Source organism: Methanosarcina barkeri 3, assembly GCF_000970305.1.
In the GTDB taxonomy this organism is placed as follows: domain Archaea; phylum Halobacteriota; class Methanosarcinia; order Methanosarcinales; family Methanosarcinaceae; genus Methanosarcina; species Methanosarcina barkeri_A.
In genome coordinates this window covers 2,913,557-2,930,296 of record NZ_CP009517.1, presented here as the reverse complement: position 1 = coordinate 2,930,296, position 16,740 = coordinate 2,913,557, and the positions used below count along the sequence as shown (strand labels likewise).

Annotated in this window: 18 protein-coding genes; 10 read left to right on the top strand and 8 right to left on the bottom strand. The window is 38.5% G+C overall.

Annotated features, from left to right (window positions below; translation table 11 throughout):
- Positions 1 to 89 precede the first annotated feature (89 nt).
- From hisA to MSBR3_RS11755, 6 genes are all read left to right on the top strand, one after another.
- The gene (gene hisA / locus MSBR3_RS11780) at positions 90 to 827 is read left to right on the top strand and encodes a 1-(5-phosphoribosyl)-5-[(5-phosphoribosylamino)methylideneamino]imidazole-4-carboxamide isomerase (RefSeq protein ID WP_048108350.1); all 738 of its coding nucleotides are present in this window, start codon (positions 90 to 92) and stop codon (positions 825 to 827) included.
- 223 nt (positions 828 to 1,050) lie between these two features.
- Positions 1,051 to 1,626: an imidazoleglycerol-phosphate dehydratase HisB gene (hisB, locus tag MSBR3_RS11775; protein ID WP_048108349.1), complete on the top strand. Its 576-nt coding sequence runs from the start codon at positions 1,051 to 1,053 to the stop codon at positions 1,624 to 1,626.
- Between the two features lie 345 nt (positions 1,627 to 1,971).
- Positions 1,972 to 2,613, top strand: coding sequence for an NAD(P)H-dependent oxidoreductase (locus MSBR3_RS11770; RefSeq protein WP_048108347.1), 642 nt, complete (start codon positions 1,972 to 1,974; stop codon positions 2,611 to 2,613).
- A 435-nt stretch (positions 2,614 to 3,048) separates the two neighbouring features.
- Positions 3,049 to 3,840 (top strand): beta/alpha barrel domain-containing protein, encoded by a 792-nt coding sequence (locus tag MSBR3_RS11765; protein WP_048108345.1) that lies wholly within the window; start codon positions 3,049 to 3,051, stop codon positions 3,838 to 3,840.
- A gap of 175 nt (positions 3,841 to 4,015) precedes the next feature.
- A complete protein-coding gene (locus MSBR3_RS11760) occupies positions 4,016 to 4,828 on the top strand; it encodes a Rossmann-like domain-containing protein (protein ID WP_230627414.1) in 813 nt (270 codons plus the stop codon).
- Positions 4,829 to 4,834: 6 nt separating this feature from the next.
- Positions 4,835 to 5,017 carry a hypothetical protein gene (locus MSBR3_RS11755; RefSeq protein ID WP_048108342.1) on the top strand — a complete coding sequence of 61 codons (183 nt, stop codon included), beginning with the start codon at positions 4,835 to 4,837 and terminating at the stop codon, positions 5,015 to 5,017.
- Between the two features lie 68 nt (positions 5,018 to 5,085).
- Here MSBR3_RS11755 and MSBR3_RS11750 read toward each other — a convergent pair whose 3' ends face one another.
- The 3 genes from MSBR3_RS11750 to MSBR3_RS11740 all read right to left on the bottom strand — a co-directional run bounded on the left by MSBR3_RS11750 (position 5,086) and on the right by MSBR3_RS11740 (position 8,087).
- Positions 5,086 to 5,604, bottom strand: coding sequence for a GNAT family N-acetyltransferase (locus MSBR3_RS11750; RefSeq protein WP_048108340.1), 519 nt, complete (start codon positions 5,602 to 5,604; stop codon positions 5,086 to 5,088).
- A 121-nt stretch (positions 5,605 to 5,725) separates the two neighbouring features.
- Complete coding sequence (locus MSBR3_RS11745) at positions 5,726 to 6,730, bottom strand: hypothetical protein (protein ID WP_048108339.1); 1,005 nt, start codon at positions 6,728 to 6,730, stop codon at positions 5,726 to 5,728.
- Between the two features lie 694 nt (positions 6,731 to 7,424).
- Positions 7,425 to 8,087 carry a metal-dependent hydrolase gene (locus MSBR3_RS11740; protein ID WP_080942288.1) on the bottom strand — a complete coding sequence of 221 codons (663 nt, stop codon included), beginning with the start codon at positions 8,085 to 8,087 and terminating at the stop codon, positions 7,425 to 7,427.
- Positions 8,088 to 8,542: 455 nt separating this feature from the next.
- Here MSBR3_RS11740 and MSBR3_RS21640 point away from each other — a divergent pair, with 455 nt between their 5' ends.
- The 3 genes from MSBR3_RS21640 (at position 8,543) to MSBR3_RS21480 (ending at position 10,406) form a co-directional block, all read left to right on the top strand.
- Positions 8,543 to 9,004, top strand: a complete 462-nt coding sequence (locus tag MSBR3_RS21640; RefSeq protein ID WP_196296946.1) for a cytochrome b5 domain-containing protein — start codon at positions 8,543 to 8,545, stop codon at positions 9,002 to 9,004.
- Positions 9,005 to 9,466: 462 nt separating this feature from the next.
- Positions 9,467 to 10,213 carry a class I SAM-dependent methyltransferase gene (locus tag MSBR3_RS11730; RefSeq protein ID WP_048108338.1) on the top strand — a complete coding sequence of 249 codons (747 nt, stop codon included), beginning with the start codon at positions 9,467 to 9,469 and terminating at the stop codon, positions 10,211 to 10,213.
- A 61-nt stretch (positions 10,214 to 10,274) separates the two neighbouring features.
- On the top strand, positions 10,275 to 10,406 hold the full coding sequence (locus MSBR3_RS21480; RefSeq protein WP_268989081.1) for a hypothetical protein: 132 nt from the start codon (positions 10,275 to 10,277) through the stop codon (positions 10,404 to 10,406).
- 46 nt (positions 10,407 to 10,452) lie between these two features.
- Here MSBR3_RS21480 and purN read toward each other — a convergent pair whose 3' ends face one another.
- Together purN and MSBR3_RS11720 are read right to left on the bottom strand one after the other, a co-directional pair.
- Positions 10,453 to 11,070, bottom strand: a complete 618-nt coding sequence (gene purN, locus MSBR3_RS11725; protein ID WP_048108337.1) for a phosphoribosylglycinamide formyltransferase — start codon at positions 11,068 to 11,070, stop codon at positions 10,453 to 10,455.
- Positions 11,071 to 11,572: 502 nt separating this feature from the next.
- On the bottom strand, positions 11,573 to 12,322 hold the full coding sequence (locus MSBR3_RS11720; RefSeq protein ID WP_048108335.1) for an SIMPL domain-containing protein: 750 nt from the start codon (positions 12,320 to 12,322) through the stop codon (positions 11,573 to 11,575).
- Positions 12,323 to 13,297: 975 nt separating this feature from the next.
- On the opposite strand from MSBR3_RS11720, the gene MSBR3_RS11715 reads away from it, so the two are divergent.
- Positions 13,298 to 13,966, top strand: coding sequence for a flavodoxin family protein (locus MSBR3_RS11715; RefSeq protein WP_048108334.1), 669 nt, complete (start codon positions 13,298 to 13,300; stop codon positions 13,964 to 13,966).
- 164 nt (positions 13,967 to 14,130) lie between these two features.
- Here the strand turns inward: MSBR3_RS11715 and MSBR3_RS11710 are convergent, their stop codons facing one another.
- Genes MSBR3_RS11710 through MSBR3_RS11700 form a run of 3 tightly spaced genes read right to left on the bottom strand, consistent with a single transcriptional unit; the run spans position 14,131 to position 16,740 of the window.
- Positions 14,131 to 15,432, bottom strand: coding sequence for a formylmethanofuran dehydrogenase subunit B (locus MSBR3_RS11710; protein ID WP_048108331.1), 1,302 nt, complete (start codon positions 15,430 to 15,432; stop codon positions 14,131 to 14,133).
- Between the two features lie 2 nt (positions 15,433 to 15,434).
- Positions 15,435 to 15,824 (bottom strand): molybdopterin dinucleotide binding domain-containing protein, encoded by a 390-nt coding sequence (locus tag MSBR3_RS11705; RefSeq protein ID WP_048108330.1) that lies wholly within the window; start codon positions 15,822 to 15,824, stop codon positions 15,435 to 15,437.
- Between the two features lie 10 nt (positions 15,825 to 15,834).
- Positions 15,835 to 16,740, bottom strand: coding sequence for a formylmethanofuran dehydrogenase subunit C (locus MSBR3_RS11700; RefSeq protein WP_080942287.1), 906 nt, complete (start codon positions 16,738 to 16,740; stop codon positions 15,835 to 15,837).

The following is a 16,740-nucleotide window of genomic DNA, read 5'->3' as shown; positions in this document are numbered from 1 at the left end:
AAAAGGCGATTTAACAGAAGGAAATTTAGTAGAGTGAGATCTCTTAAAGATAAAAGGAGATTTCTCAAAGATATGTCGGAGATGTGACTTTGGTTTTTGAAGTGATTCCTGCAGTGGATATGAAGGGCGGAAAGTGTGTTCAACTTGTGCAGGGTGTGCCTGGCAGTGAGATTGTGTCTCTTGACGATCCTGTTGAAGCTGCCCTTGACTGGGTTAGAAAAGGGGCAAAGACTCTGCACCTGGTAGACCTGGACGGAGCAATTGAAGGAGAGCGTAAAAACGCCCCTATCATTGAAAAAATAGTAAATGCATGCCGAGAAAAAGGAATTCGGATTCAGGTTGGAGGAGGTATTCGGAGCTTTGAGGATGCAGCTTCTCTACTTGAACTTGGAATTTCGCGGGTAATTCTCGGAACTGCTGCACTGCAGAACCCGGAGCTTGTAAAACATCTTTCAAACTCCTTTGGATGTGAACGTGTGACCGTTGCTCTGGATGCAAAAAACGGAAAAATCTCCATCAAAGGCTGGACTGAGGAATGCTCACAAACTCCTGTAGAAATGGGCAGGAAGTTTGAAGAACTTGGTGCAGGCAGCCTACTTTTTACAAATATAGATACTGAGGGCCTTATGCAGGGAGTAAATCCTATCCCTACAAAAGAACTTGTGGAATCTGTCAACATTCCTGTAATTGCATCTGGAGGAGTAAGTTCTCTTCAAGACCTGCAGGTTCTGAAGAAAACCGGGGCTGCAGGAGTTGTAGTAGGTAGTGCTCTCTACACAGGCAGGTTCACACTTGAAGCAGCGATTGAAACAATTCGACATGAGTGAAATGTGAAATTAAATTTTACTTTTGTTTCCTGGCAGAGATTTCTTCATAATTACACTTTTTCAATTATGCTTCTTCAATTTGCCGGATAATCATAGAGAATGAATTTACAAGAGAATGAATTTACAAGAGAATGAATTTACAAGAGAATGAATTTACAAGAGAATGAATTTACACGCAGCCAGACAGAAAGCATTTATAAATTTAAAGAGAATGTGATGCTGTATGAGAACAGGCAGAATGTCCCGTAAAACAAAAGAGACTGATATCCAGCTTGAGTTGAACCTTGATGGTACTGGAATTGCCGATATCAACACAGGCATCGGGTTTTTTGACCATATGCTTACTTCTTTTGCAAGGCATGCGGAATTTGACCTCAAGGTGCGTGCGGATGGTGACCTGTACGTGGATGAGCATCACCTTGTGGAAGACACAGGAATAGTTCTCGGAAAAGTGCTTGCAGAGACACTCGGGGATATGGCAGGGACTGCCCGTTTCGGAGAGGCCAGAATCCCCATGGACGAAGCCCTTGCCGAGGTTGCCCTGGATGTAGGCGGACGCAGCTATCTTGTTCTGAAAGCCGAATTTGCAGCGCCTCAGGTAGGACAATTCAGCACCCAGCTTGTAAAGCACTTCTTCGAAACTCTGGCCTCAAATGCAAAAATTACCATCCATGCGAGTGTCTATGGTGATAATGACCATCATAAGATCGAAGCTCTTTTCAAGGCTTTTGCCTATGCTATGAAACGGGCTGTAAAAATTGAAGGTAAAGAAATAAAGAGTACTAAAGGAACTCTATAAAGGAACCAAGGAACCCTCTAATTTCTAGTTCCGTCACCCGAGTCCCGTCACCCGAGTCCCGTCACCCGAGTCCCGTCTCGGGAGGACGGTGCCCTTTTCGCTCACTTCGTTCGCTCAAGAGGGCTGATTATGGGATAGAATCTTTTAATATTTTCAGTGTGTCCTTAGTTGTCTTAATCTGGATTGAGTTAGGCATGAGATTTACGTTCAAAACTTGATTTTATGCATATTTTACTAATTCTATAGATTCAGCATGTTCTTTATTTCCTGTCGCATCAAAAGTTAAGTAACCTTACTTTTTTATTCCGGAAAATGAATTTAATATATAACTTGGGGGAGAATGAAATGAAAGTTCTTTATGTTTACGCACACCCGGAACCGAAATCTTTTAATGGCGCTTTAAAGGATACGGCCCTTGCTGCCCTGCAGGAGAAGGGGCATGAAGTAAAGCTCTCAGATCTTTATGCAATGAAGTTTCATCCTGTTCTGAAAGCTTCGGATTTTCCTGAAAGGAAAAACCTGGAAATCTTCAACCCTTTTTTCGAAGCTATAAAAGCTGTAAAGACAGGGGCCTTTTCACCTGACATAAAGGAAGAAATGGAAAAAGTGAAATGGGCAGACCTTCTGATTTTCCAGTTCCCTATTTATTTTACTTTTATGCCAGCTATTATGAAAGGCTGGATCGACCGCGTCCTGGCACCTGGATTTGGGTTCAACCCGGTTACGAATAGTGCCTACGATACCGGGCTTTTTAAAGGAAAATCCGCAATGATTGTTACAACTACCGGAGCTCCGAAATCGATGTATTCGGAGGAAGGAGCCCATGGAGATCTGAATAGGCATCTGGAGTCAATAACTCATTGCATTTTTGAATATATGGGAATGAAAGTCCTTTCATCTTACATAATTTACGAAGCAAGCAGCATGTCCAGAGAAAAAGGAACTGAAGAATTGGAAAAGTATAGGCAGAGAATGCTTGATCTTTAAATTGAATTTAAATCTTTCTTTCTTTCTTTCTTTTTAAATTTTTAAATTGGAAATCAACCTAAACTTTTCTACAATTCTTAATTATATTCTCCTGTACTTTTTTATAAAAACTTATATTAAGCGTTATGTATGTTCAAACATATCGTAAGAAGTTCATACATGAATATGGAGCTGAGTTTTTCCCAGCAATCCTTAAGGAGTTCGGAAAAGAAGATTGCGCTTATTCAAAGCTGTAAATGTCAGGATTATAAGAGGAAAGTAATCAGAGTCAGACTTAATAGAATCCGAAGTAAAACGAACTGCATCGGAGCAAAGAGATTGATACGAAACTGATGCGAGATTGATACGAAATTGATATTAGATTGATGCGAAAAACCGTCAGTAAAGAAAAATGAAAAAAAGCATAAATTTGTTAAGGAAATTTTGAGGCAAAACATGATAGACCTTTTTGAACTTTATTTTTATGAAGATTGTCCCTATCAGGATGAAAGCGCAGAGCTGCTCAAGCTTGAAGGTAAGGGAAAAATGAGAATTATCTCAAGAGAAAGCGGAATCTGTGCCTGTGCCGGCGACCTGGCAGATTATTATGAGAGAAAAGGCCTGAAAATTCGGAATTATCTTCGAGATGGAAAGGCTTTCGAGCCTGAGGATTCAATTTTAGAAGCCGAAGGAGACATAAAACTCCTGTTCAGATTCTGGAGGGTGTCTCAAACTTTCCTCACCATTATGTGTGCAATTGCCACAGAAACAGCCTCTATGGTAAACGCAGGCCGAAAGGTAAATCCTGACTTTATCATTGCAACAAGTCGGAAGACCCATCCCGGATCGCGGGTATTTGAGCTTAAAGCCGTCCGTGCAGGTGGAGGAGACATCCATAGAAACTCCCTAAGCGATTCCATCCAGATCAGCCAGAACCATCTGGAAGTTGCAGGAGAACTTGGAAAACTCAGGGCTATGAAAAAGATAGAAATCGAGCCCAGAAATAGAGATGAAGCGTTTAAATACGTTGGAATGTCGGATATTATGCTTCTTGACCATCTTTCTCCGAAAGAGCTACGGGAAATCGGGCCTGAACTTAAAAAGCTCAATCCGAAGCTTGAACTTGCAGTGGGAGGAATTAAAGCATCCATGATTCCGGAATACGCTCCTTTTGTAGACATTATCGTTATAAGCGCTCCCTATTACGCAAATCCCCTTGACTTTACAACGAAAATCGAAAGAATCTAAAAAAAGTAGTAGCGTACCAAAAAGGAATCTTCCGAAAAAATAAAATTCTCGGCAAATAAAGAAGAATAGGAAAAATGGATTGAAAGTGGAAGGAAACAAAGTGGAAAGAAATAAAGTGAAAATAAATACAGCGAAAATAAATAAGACGGAAATAAATAAGGCGGAAATAAATAAAGTGGAAAAAACTAAAAAAGGAACTGAAATTCTGCCCTCCCTGGTGAATGCTCTTAAAAGCGACCTGGGCCCTGATCTTAAGGAAATTGAAGTAAAGGATGTCAGGATCGGGCTTGCCTATACCGGAGTCCTGCTTCAAGAGAACTACGGGGGTGTTGCCTGCACCCCACTTTACGAGTTTTCAGGCTGTCCTGCTCTTGGGTTTTCAGGCTTTCTGAAAGGTAAAACTGCGGATAAATTGCTTGAACTTGCCCTGTCGGAAAATCCTCTTGAAGCCGCAGTCGGAATTGCAACTGCAAATGCTCTTTCTCACATGCTGCGGGACATCAAACCTGAAAATTTCCCGCCATCAAAAATAGATATCCTCGATCTTATAAAGCCCGAAGACAGGGTTGCAATGGTAGGATATTTTGGTCCTCTTGTCCCTAAAATCCTGAAAATAACAAATAAGCTCACAATCCTCGAAAAACGTGAAATCGAATCTCCTGACATTCGGACTTTGTCCTCAGAAAAAGCCAGAGAAATTCTCCCTGAATCGGATGTAATCATTCTCAGTGCAAGTACTCTTGCCAACAGGACTTTTGATAAACTGATTCCCCTAAGGGGTGCAGCAAGGGAAGTTGTCCTGCTCGGTCCAAGCGCTCCTCTTTATCCTGCTCCGTTTTTCGAGAGGGGAATTACTGCAGTAATGGGAACCCGAATTCTTGATCCTATGACGATGCTTACCATTGTCAGTGAAGCAGGAGGGACGAAAAAACTTCACAAGTACTGCGGCGAGAAGATAGCATTTAGAAAACAGATAAACCAAAAATAAATCTGTTTGAGCGGAGCACAGAATAACGAAACAGACGCCGTGCTCCCGAAGCGGAACTCGGGCAGCGAAGCACAGAATAACGAAACAGACACCGTGCTCCCGAAGCGGAACTCGGGCAGCGAAGCAGAGGGCACGAAGAAGTTGCACAAGCATTGCAGGGAAAAGGTAGCGTTCAGAAGAAGCGAATAAGAAAGAATCCTTTTGAGTGAAGTGGGAAGGGAAACACCGATGAAGTAATAACCAGTGATTCCGTGTGTTTATAGAAGAACCTTTTCCATAAAACAAACAGTAAAAGACATATGTTCAAACTTTTTTAAGCCCGTCTCCTTAAACCCATATTTCTTATACCAGTTCTTTAGTTTTTCATTCTCATTTATGATTCCAATTGAGACTTTCTTCCCCCCATTTTGTTTAGCATATTCAACTACAAAGTCTATCAGATTTCTTCCGTAGCCTTTGTGTCTCGAATCCGGATGAACCGCTAGTCTCTCCATATAAAAAACCTCATCTTTTGCTTTCTCAATTGCCACAAAACCCTCCTGTTTAGCTCCAACATATAAACCATACATTTTTACGCCGTTTACTTTCATTTCTTTAAGCTTAGTAATATTAGTAAAAGCGGGACTTGAAGGATTATCCTTTTCGGTAAGATTAAAATTTTTTGCTATAGTTATGAACGAAGTCTTTACAGTCCTCAAGCTTTCTTCTAAATCACTTTCAGAAGAAACTTCTCGGATATATATGTTATCAGTGTTGCTTTGTTCTGCAGTGATCATAAAAACGCCGGCTTAACCATTTCGTTTAAACAAGACCAGATATCAATACTTATTAACGCTATTCTTCGGTTACTTTTCTTATTATTTTGGGGAAATACCTGTATAGTGGGAAATAATGACCTTATCTATATGGATGCTTGAAAACTAGTAATGATAAAATCCCTAAAACAGACAACGTTGAAGTAAATCCAGGGATTTGATTTGCTGTCTTATTACCAGTAGTCTCCTCTTCATTACCTGATAAGTTGACGCCATTACTCTCGTTTACATCTGGTATCTCATCTGCTGGTAAATCATCAAGTCTTGGCACTTCTCCCCATTCAAAAACTACTGGTACTTCACTTACACCTTCCTGTTTACTATGGTCGTCAATTATTAGATAAATTTCATCAATTATTGACTCATTAACATTTTCAGGAGATTTTTTATCAAACTCCACAAATATATATCCCCTATAGTTATAGCCATAACCAACCACTGGTCCACTGTTTTCTAACATATAATGATCAAGTTCATCTGTGAAACTATGAATGCAATTTCCTGCTGTTTCTCCCCATTCCACTTTTTCACTTGCATCTGTAATCACAGGCATTGTTCCTCGAGTGGCTATGAATCCGGACTCATTTTTAACTTCCTCAAAGATCTGAGGGCCATAATCCGGTAATGGAAGATCCTCCTCATCATGGGCCCACATAAAGACTACAGGAACCTCACTTATACCTTCCTTCTGTTTGCAGTAATCCTCAATTTTCTGATATATTTCATTAATTTTGGAGTCGTCTACTTTTCCTTTATAGGCAGAGCCCAATTCGACTATTATTACATCACTGGCAGCAACGCTTTTTATAGAACTGTCAAATTCGGAATAAGACGGACCCATTCGGGTAAGATTTAACCAACAATTTGCAATTGAATTTTCCCACTTCTGATCAATTGTTTCCGGTAGAGTTCCCCTGTATGCTATAAACGAGGGATCATTTGCAAATTCCTTTATAGAAGGGTCAGAGATTTCATTATATTCGGAGTTATTTAATTCGCTATTATTTGCACTTGCAGAACCAAGTAATAAGAAAGAAATACAAACGATAAGCATTATCCATTTGCAAATATTCCTTCTTTTGATCATTTTAATCAGACCTCATCAGTTACTTAATAATTCTAACTTCTATCGTTGATTTAAATTAATTTTAGAATCAAGCAGCTTCGAGTTTGTGCAAAATAAAACATAAATAATTATACAGGATTTTGCGCTACTGGTCTTATAACTTAACTGCACGATTTCTTTAAGTAAGATAGTGGCAGAACATAAAATACTTTTCAAATTTTCGAATTTTATATTTATTCGCTTATATTCCATTCCTCTATACGAACAAGCGTATTCCTTTATTATGGAATGACTGAGAAAGCAAACGCGGTATTTGTGAAAAAACTCTGACAAAAAGAGCAATTTTTTATAAAAAATAGAAATTACTTCTTATGTTATTGTAAAGTCAATGATTGAAAAAAATACAGTATAATTCAGAGAAGATAGTATGTAAAATTAAGCAAATATAATCCCTTGTATAGTTACTCTTCATCACAAAAATCAAGATTTACTATTTTATTGATAAATCAGTTTATGCTGAAAAGTCATACCTAAGCAGTAAAGCAAATTTGCATAAAATTTGAAACATACTAAACTTTAATAAATAAGTAACTAAATAAGTACATAAATAAGTAAATAAATAAGTAAATAAATAAGTAAATAAGTAAATTTAGGTTTTAGTTCTTGAATTTGAAAGTTTTGTATCTTATTTATCCCATAAGTCTCGGTTAAAATCTTAAAGTGCTATAATCGCTCTTACAGAAAGTAGTCCAAACACCAGGAAACCTGCTATATAAAGCACGTTTGTTTCTATAGTCGGTTTTTTAGTAATTTCTTTTTTTATTTCCTCATCTTCAGAGCTTGCTTTGCTCAATTTGTTTTTTAACCAATTTAAAGTGAAAATAACTATTACTATCATTCCTAGTAGTTCTGGAATGAAAGTGTGGTCAAGAGCAAAACCCTGCGAAAAGTTAAGTGTAAAAGATTTTTTAAATAGCATTAATAAAAATGCAACTCCATCAGCAATATTATCTTTTGGAAAACTCCATCCAAACAGAGGCCAGAATAAGGTATTTGGCGTATTCCACATCTGATCTTCCATAAGATGGAAAAAAGAACCTGAAGCAAGGGAAACAATTGCTATATCGTTTCTTTTATCGTAGAAGTATAAGCCTATCAGGAAGATAGTAAAGGAAAATAATAATGTATGACTTATCATACGTCCGTTTGAAATGGTTGATGCAAAAACAATCATTCCTAATGGTTTGTCTATCAAATCAGGCAAAAGAGCTCCAATAGCTAGGTATCTTTTGTCTATGATAGTCTTTAACTGTGGTGCAACATATGAGAATACAAAAAATATCCCCAGTGTAACACCAATGTGTCCAAAGAGCAGCATGCTACCACGAAAGAAAATTCTTTTTTAATATATTAAAAATGATTTCTCCGGGCAAATGGTTAGTTAGTAGTATGATAAAAAGATAACGTCTGATATTAAAATTATTCCAAATTAGTGTTCATCATTGTGATTAGAATTACTCAATATATTAAAATTTTATAAATTATTCAATAAAATATGCAGAAAATAATATTTACAAATTCTTAGCACATTATATTCGTTCTACTTCGATTTTGAGTTTATCCCACTTTATCTAACTATAATGTGCTAGAAATATACTAGAATTTACTTAACTTTTCATTTCCGTATCGCTTGCTTTTGTATCATTAACTGAACTTTCATCGCTTGCTTTTGTATCATTAACTGAACTTTCATCGCTTGCTTTTGTATTATTAACTGAACTTTCAACTGGTTTTGAATCTGCGAAATCATTTCAGGATACATAACTATACTGTATGGGTGAAATAGTGAGGAAAGCACTTATTATATTGGTACTGTTATTCAGCACATTCCTCGCAATAGGATGTTCAGGAAACGAACCTGTAGTTCCAAACGAAACTGGAACTCCAAACGAAACTGGAACTCCAGAAGAGGTTGTAACTCCAATTGAAGTATCTACTCCAACTGGAGAAAAGGCAATTGAGAGACAAAATACAACTGAAACGCAGAATGTGACTGATAAATCGAAAACAAAAGAATATACACTTGAAGAACTTGCAGAGTACAATGGTAAAAACGGGGTCGCGTACGTTGCCTATGAAGGGCAGGTCTATGATGTCTCTGATGATGATCTTTGGAAAAATGGCAGTCATAAAGGATGCAATGCTGGGACAGATCTTACTGGAAAAATGGACAAAACACCACATGGAGCTAAAATATTAAAAGGTTATCCTGTTGTAGGGACTTTAAAGAAATAATCAAACTTTAGAATATAAGTTTAAAGAGGATTCTTTTAAACTCGCTATTAAATTAGAGTTTATTTTACTTTTTCTATAATTAAGACAATAATGGATTTTAAAAAAAATTATATCCCAATTTAGACTCAAACTTGAGTTTAGGTCATACTTAATATAGATAGCTGCAAAGTATGATGCTAACGAAAAGAATTGCAATTTTTTTCTGATAAAAAATGAAAACGTACTATGTTTTACTAATTTAGTTTAAATACAAAAAAAGGAACATAAGCTGTTAAACACGAAAATTAAAAATTATTAATCTTTTAAATAAGATATAACTAGTTAACATACCTTTTCCTATTAGAAAAGTGGTGAGACTGTGTTTAAATCACAGAATAAGCTTTATAAACCTTAAAATAATAACTCATTTTAGGAATATTATTTGGGAAAATATATAAAAAAGTAAAATTTGGGATAGCAGTTATGTTCGGGGAGAATGAAAAAAACGTATCCAAATTAAAGGATTTTTGGGTCGAATTTTTCGCAGATCGGAGAGACGGTGGCCATAGATCTTCAGCTGAGGAATTTATTTCCATGGAAGCTAAGGAAAAACTGTTCCATCTGGATGGTGGTAAAACCCTGCTTGACTTTGGATGCGGTGCAGGTGAACTTCTGGTTTACTATGCGCCGGAATATGAACACCTTGTAGGGGTTGACTTTTCAGCATCCATGCTTGATGAAGCAAGCAAAAAAGTTAGGGACAGAAAATATGGGAATATATCGTTAATTCAGGCTGATGACAAAACTGTCTGGGAGAAACTTGATTGCTCCTTTGACCGAATAACCGCAGCTGGAGTGGTCCAATATTTGACATCCCAGGAAATTGACAGTTTTATCTTTAATGCATCAAATTACCTTAATAAAGGGGGTAAAATTGTGTTGTTCGACATACTGGACCCCCGATTATACCCATTATGGAAAATAGGGCTGTTCTCACAAAACGCAGGTTTCTTGAATATTTTACGCAAAGTTGGCTTTGAATTTAAAGTTATGTTATCTGCAAGCTTGAACAATCACCCAAAAGACATTCTCGGTTTTTCCCATAACCCCAATGCAATAAAAAAAATAGCCGAAAAATACAATTTTGAGGCTACTTTTGTAAAATCAATGTATTATGAATACAAATATCATGCAATAATGTCTCGAACTTCAGAAGTTCAGGAATTTTGATAGTCAAATTCATGCAGATACATTCTTTTGGCAGCAGCACCGATAAATTGGGCAGTAAAATATGTTAGGTAGTTCAGGATTAAATAACGGCGTTGTGACCTTTAAGGCAGACAATGAAAACCTTATGTGTAATAATACCATGCGAGATAGTATCAGCTCAGTGACAGCTATATTGCAGAACAAGACCACCTGACAGAAGTAATATAACATAAACAACAACAAACTCACTGCCATTTCGATCACTGCAATTTAATTTCGTTTTCGCTTATTAGTTTCAAAGTTTCTACATAGAAGGAGTTCTCTTTTTCAAGTACCCTTTTTGACAGGGTATCTATTGTATCACTTTCTAGAACTTCAATTTCACATTGCCTAATTATTTTTCCTGTATCATATTCCTCTTCTACCAAATGGATTGTAACCCCTGTAATTTTCTCTCCTGCATCAATAACCGCTCTGTGTACGTTACTTCCGTACATTCCTTTGCCACCGTATTTGGGCAAGAGTGAAGGATGAATGTTGAGTATACGTCCTTTGTAATGTTTCAAAACCTTAGGTCCTATCTTTTTCATGTATCCTGCAAGGACGACTATATTTGTGCCACTTTCAGTTAGTACTTTATATATTGCTTCATCTAGTTCATCTTCTTCTGGATGTGTTTTATTACTTAGATGATATGCACGAACTCCCGATGTTCTTGCTTTCTCCAAAGCTTGCGAATTTGAGTTATTACTTATAACAGCACATACGTCCCCATTCAAATCCCCTCTTCTGCAAGCATCAATAATCGCTTGCATATTGGTTCCTGTGTGAGAAGCAAATATTGCAATTTGTAACTTCTTTGTATTTTCACTTTCCATAATTTATAACTTCTTTGTATCTTCGCTTTTCATAACTTGTAACTTCATAATTTGTAACTCCTGCTGTAAAATTTAGTCACTTCCAGGACAATACGGTCATATTTACAGAAGGTTTCATATAACTTTCATTGCAGGTAAAATGAAGTACATAGGCAGTTTGATGTCTTATGCTATTGGCTTCAGAGCTCAACCGTGAAAGTTCCTTACTAAAAACATTGGAGGAGCATAAAATACTTTTTAACTTTTTATGTTTCTACGTTCCTGTGCTTAAAAAGAGAATCTTTAAAGGACACTTTTTCTACCTATTTTAGCTGCATTCTGTTGCAATTAAATTGCAATCTCAGAAAATCATATATAAAAAGTAAAAAGAGAAGACCATAGGCATCAACCGATAGATAATAAATAGAATGCGCATTGGTCTGAGAAGTTGCAAATAACATTCTTTATCTGCAACTTCTGATCATTATATACTTCAGTGCTTAAATTATTTAGTCCGAATTCCTTATTTAATGTGGTACATAACCTGTACCGACATTGAGACAGTAGATTCGCCTGGCTGAATTGGGGTGGACACTGCTCCCTTTGCTGTTGTTGCCATATCGTATTCGTAATTTACTCCGGAATCATTGTTTTCACTTACAGACAAAGTATGCACACTGGTTATCTCAGTCCCCAGGCTCTTAGCAAGCGTAGTGGCTTTAGAGGATGCATCTGCCACTGCTTCATTCATTAGTTCTTCACGAAGCTGTTTTTGCTTTTCATCGGATACCGAGAATGAAATGCTTCCAATATCATTAGCTCCGGCAGCTGTAGACCTGTCAATGATCTCACTCAGGTTGTCAAGATTTTTGGTTGTGATCTGCACACTGTTGGACGCAGAGTAACCTTTGATTGTTTGCGTATTGTTCACGTCATAATTGTATACCGGGGACACGGAAACATAGGATGTCCGTATTTCCTTGTCCTGCAATCCCATTGCTTTGAGTTCTGCTATTACAGCGCTCATAAGAACTGCATTTTTATCTGCCGCTTCCTTTGCAGTTTCAGATTGAACTACAGCACCGATATTCAATGTTGCCGTGTCAGGGATAATTTTCTGTTCAGCATATCCACTAACAGAAAGAGTATTTTCCGTATTCTTTTCGGACCCACTCTGTGAAATGGCATATGTTGTTGCTGACATCAGCACCAGAACAACTGATAGCGCAATGATAACGTAATAAAGCTTATCGTTTTTATTTTCCTGTGGCATTTTCACATACTCCTTGTTTAATGCTTTGTTAACTGACGATTCAGCCAGTTCTAGCAAGTTAATAAATGCACACGCACATATTAAAGAATTACTTAGACTTCAACTACGGTCGCAGTTATGACAGTCTCTCGATATCGAAGGAAAAATATACGCAAAGTCCTGTAAGGAGGAAAGGATAAAAAGGATACAGAGTCAATCCAATTCTCATTGACAATTATCCTAATATCAATAATTTCGGACTCAAGAATGTTTTGAATCGGAGCTAGAAGGATCAAAAAAGATATTTATTTTCTAGTAAAGCAGTTAACTTTTGATGAAGATAACGATACTTTTTTCATTTCTTGCATATTCATTTTAATTTTATCATCGAGAACTGTCGTAATCCCAAAAGTTTTAGTATTTAGTTTAAATAAAAGTTAATTTCTGTTTTATGAGTCTCTTCATTATTAGTCATTTTTACCAGGAGATTTTTTGCTCTATTCTGACATCGTCTCAAGAACAGGAAAAAGTGCCTTTCCTCGTTCTTTCTGAGATACGTTGTTATCGTTTTAGCGTTGATTCCATACATTCTTTTGTGTAGTTCTGTGTATCGAAGAGTATTTCTCGCAAATGTGATATTATAAGGAGATTCCACTTACTTCCAAATACTTCAACATACTCATTTACGTTTGACTTCGACTCTTTTTCAGATTTCACGTAAAATTCCTCAATACATACTTATTGGATACATTGTTACAAAAGTTCTTCTAATTAATATATTAACAAGGTAAGATATTAATCTCTAGGTATGATAAGTTCTAAAAGATTATCTCGAACTATAAATATTTGTACTGTGGGCATATTGGATTACGAAATTTCTCTAACTATTGTTGAACTTATGAAATGTCAGCCTCCGTATACTTGACAGTGCCATATTGAAGTCTTTTTGAGATATTAAAAAACTAATTTAGAAGAATTAAAAAAGAGGTAAAAATCATGAAAGTAATAGCAATAAACGGAAGCCCTCGAAAGAAATGGAACACAGCTACTCTACTGGAAAAAGCTCTTGAAGGTGCAAATTCTGAAGGTGCAGAAGTTGAGTTAATCCATCTCTATGACCTCAACTTTAAAGGCTGTACAAGTTGTTTTTCCTGCAAATTAAAGGGTGGAAAAAGTTATGGAAAATGTGCAATGAAGGATGAGCTAACACCTGTGCTTGAGAAGTTAAAAGATGCAGATGCAGTGATCCTGGGTTCACCCATCTATCTTGGAAACTCAACAGGTGAGATGAGGTCGTTTATGGAACGCTATGTGTTTCCATACCTGACGTATTCCGATAATCTGCCCTCGCTCTATCCGAAAAACACTCCTGTTGGTTTTATCTACACAATGGGGGTAAAGGAAGAATACTTCGATATGTTCGGTCTCAGAAAAACCATAGAACTAAACGAAAATTTTACGAAAAGAATCTTTGGATACTCAGAATCACTATATAGTGCCGATACATATCAGTTTGATGACTATTCAAAGTATGTTTCAGATAGATTTGATCCCGAAGAAAAAGCAAAAAGGCGAAAAGAAGTGTTTCCTCACGACTGTGAAAAGGCCTTTGAGATGGGAGTTCGATTCGTTAAGCGACAAAGAGCTCTAGAAGCACAGAAGTAAGACTGTACATTTTTATACTCCATCACTTGCAGTACTTCTATGTTCTATTTTCCTACCTGTTGCTTGCCAGCGTAAATTTCGAGAAAAGGAGTGGGAGAGAAATAACCCCTCCCTTAAAAATTGTTTTTCTTTCAGTTCATGTGCAGAAAGAAAAATGGAAAATATTATTTTCTTGCTTTAATTTTCTCAAACAACTGCTTCAAGGTGTCTTCGTTGCTCTTGGTAAATTCGAAGGGCGAAGTCGTGAAAGGCTCAAAGTGAACTGCCACATCATCGAGCCTGTAGAAAGTCCCGTCACATTCCATAGCATCAATGACTCCGGGAAGTACGATATCCGAAGCAGCTACTGTCGGGCAGGGAGCAATATCCAGGCAGACCATAGGGATTTCAGCAAGATAAGAGGCGCAATCTGCAGGGATGTGACAGACAAGGTCAGCACACATTACAAAAGCTGCATCCACATCTTTTTCTCGCAGCACGTCCACGGTTGTGAATTCTCCTGGATTGTAACGCGGGTGTCCGCGTGTGAAGTCAAGCCCGAAGGGATAGCCGTACATGTAAGCAGCAACCTGGTTAAAGCCGGCTACGTTGCAGTGGCCACGGAGAGCTCCGAGGGTGAACTTGGAATAGTTATTCATTTCCTTTACGAAGTTCATGGCGATTTCGGCGTTCCTGTGTTTTCCGATTGATGATGAAAGCCCGAGTCCCACTGAGATAGCTCCGAAAGTGCAGTTCTTCATCATATCAAGCATCTCTTCCATAACAGGAATGGGAACTCCGGTAATCTCTTCTACCGACGGATGGGGAGTTTTTCCGTGAAGTAAAGTCATAAGTGCGCTAATCAGTTCGTAGTCCGATCCAGGTTTGAGCTGTACGTGCAGGTCGGAAGCTTCAGCAGTTGGAGTTTTTCTCGGATCTACAGTGATAACTGTCCTGTCAAAACGTCCGCGTTTTGTCCAGTAACCTCTTGGGAAAACTGCATACCTTGACATCTGTCTTGGCATGGATTCAAGTGGATTGGTTCCCCAGTAAACTAAAAGGTCGGCCCTGTTTTTCTTCTGCCCTTCGGTTGCACCGACTTTTCCGGATTCCTGGATTCCCATAGCAGTTGGGCCATGACAGATAGTAGCATTGGAATCGACAATTGCACCAAGGTATTCCCCTATCTTGAGCCCTATTTCATGTGCTTCGCAGGAGGTCTCACTGCCCATGAAAAGCAGGGGCCGCTTTGCCGAAACAAGAATATCGGCAGCTTTCTCAAGAGCTTCATCCCAGACTGTGGGTGTCAATTTTCCTTCATTCTTTTTAAGTGGCTGCCTGAGTCTGTGGGAACTTACAACTTCCTGAAATTTGGCATTTCCCATTTTACATGCGTTTTTAGCTTCAATCTTTCCGTCTCCGAATTCAACCTGGATGTCATCACAGGACGCCCCGCAGACCGGACAGATTATGTTTTTGTAAATCATACTTACTGCCCTCCGATATAAACTTTCAATACTACATCTTCGGCGCTAAGAACCTCTTCATCAGTGGGTTCAATCGTCACTGGAGCGCCCTTATAGAGGGGAGAACCTGTAGAAAGAGTATCAGGGTCGACGATTACATTCGCCCAAATAGCCCTCGGCATGAACACCTGCCCTGGCTGGACCGAGTCCGTACATTTTGTATAAACTACGACAGAATGTTTTCCATTCCCGCTCGTTACTTTTACTTTCTCAGGGGAACAGAGTGATGTAAAATCCACTGGAGAAATCCAGCACGATGCACATTCCATAGTGTAGTCGTCAGTAAATTTGTCCCCACCTTTGGCAAGCCTGCCTTCATTAATCGTACTTCCTGTAAGGAGTATTACTTCCATGCTTCTCACCTCAAAGTTCAGGGTTTATGTCTGCAATTACGTAAAGCGCTCCTTTTGCCCGCTTGCTAATTGCATAGTCTCCTATGAATTTCTTGAATTCGCCTATTAGCTCAGTCTCACCGGATTTGACACTATTTTCCATAGACACAAATTCAAAACCAGGGGAGAAACGCTCAATTTTACCCCCAATAACTATGGTGCCTCCTGCCATTTCAGCGCCTACTCCACGAAGAGCGTTTCCTTTTACGAAGATGAGACCTCCATTCTGACGGATTCCGCAGAAGCTTTCAACATTGCCTTCTACAAGAATTTCCCCTCCGTCCATGCCGCCTCCTAGCTGGTGGCGTGCCGAGCCTTCTATAAGGATCCGTCCACCTTTCATGCCGTGCCATTTACCTCTGTAAGCACAGCCCACGTGGTCTCCGGCATTGCCTTTAATATGCAGGAGCCCGCCTGTCATTTCCATACCTGCCCAGGAATCAGCATCTCCGTAAACGACAATCTCTCCTCCTTTCATCCCTGTGCCTACGTGCATTCCAGCAGAACCCTCAATTTCGATTTTTCCTGCGCTCATGCCTTCGCCAATCCTTTTGACTCTCATTGCGTCACCTTTTATGCGGATGAAGGTCTCAGCTGCAGAACTGCCTGCATTGCCTGTCACTTCAAAAAACTCGGAGAGAGGATAGGTCTTTGGCCCCTGCCAGACTGCCAGGTTTCCGATTTCCTCGGAGTTTTTGCCTGCAAAGGAATCAGGAGTTATAACATCTGCTTCCAGTTTTATGTCAATATCTTTTTTAGGAACAAGCGTTACTTCTTCCATTTCTACAGTACTTTTGCCGGTAAATGATTCAGGTTTTATAACTGCTTCTAGCTTACTCTCGGTCTCTTTTTTGTTTATAAGAACTCCCTCTGTCAT

Coding starts and splice junctions, on each gene's coding strand:
- MSBR3_RS11730 (WP_048108338.1), top strand. CDS start 9,467: ATGTTCGGGGAGAATGAAAAAAACGTATCCAAATTAAAGGATTTTTGG.
- purN (WP_048108337.1), bottom strand. CDS start 11,070: ATGGAAAGTGAAAATACAAAGAAGTTACAAATTGCAATATTTGCTTCT.
- MSBR3_RS11715 (WP_048108334.1), top strand. CDS start 13,298: ATGAAAGTAATAGCAATAAACGGAAGCCCTCGAAAGAAATGGAACACA.
- MSBR3_RS21640 (WP_196296946.1), top strand. CDS start 8,543: ATGGGTGAAATAGTGAGGAAAGCACTTATTATATTGGTACTGTTATTC.
- MSBR3_RS11770 (WP_048108347.1), top strand. CDS start 1,972: ATGAAAGTTCTTTATGTTTACGCACACCCGGAACCGAAATCTTTTAAT.
- MSBR3_RS11705 (WP_048108330.1), bottom strand. CDS start 15,824: ATGGAAGTAATACTCCTTACAGGAAGTACGATTAATGAAGGCAGGCTT.
- MSBR3_RS11700 (WP_080942287.1), bottom strand. CDS start 16,740: ATGACAGAGGGAGTTCTTATAAACAAAAAAGAGACCGAGAGTAAGCTA.
- MSBR3_RS11765 (WP_048108345.1), top strand. CDS start 3,049: ATGATAGACCTTTTTGAACTTTATTTTTATGAAGATTGTCCCTATCAG.
- MSBR3_RS11745 (WP_048108339.1), bottom strand. CDS start 6,730: ATGATCAAAAGAAGGAATATTTGCAAATGGATAATGCTTATCGTTTGT.
- MSBR3_RS11750 (WP_048108340.1), bottom strand. CDS start 5,604: ATGATCACTGCAGAACAAAGCAACACTGATAACATATATATCCGAGAA.
- MSBR3_RS11740 (WP_080942288.1), bottom strand. CDS start 8,087: ATGCTGCTCTTTGGACACATTGGTGTTACACTGGGGATATTTTTTGTA.
- hisB (WP_048108349.1), top strand. CDS start 1,051: ATGAGAACAGGCAGAATGTCCCGTAAAACAAAAGAGACTGATATCCAG.
- MSBR3_RS11710 (WP_048108331.1), bottom strand. CDS start 15,432: ATGATTTACAAAAACATAATCTGTCCGGTCTGCGGGGCGTCCTGTGAT.
- MSBR3_RS21480 (WP_268989081.1), top strand. CDS start 10,275: ATGTTAGGTAGTTCAGGATTAAATAACGGCGTTGTGACCTTTAAGGCA.
- MSBR3_RS11720 (WP_048108335.1), bottom strand. CDS start 12,322: ATGCCACAGGAAAATAAAAACGATAAGCTTTATTACGTTATCATTGCG.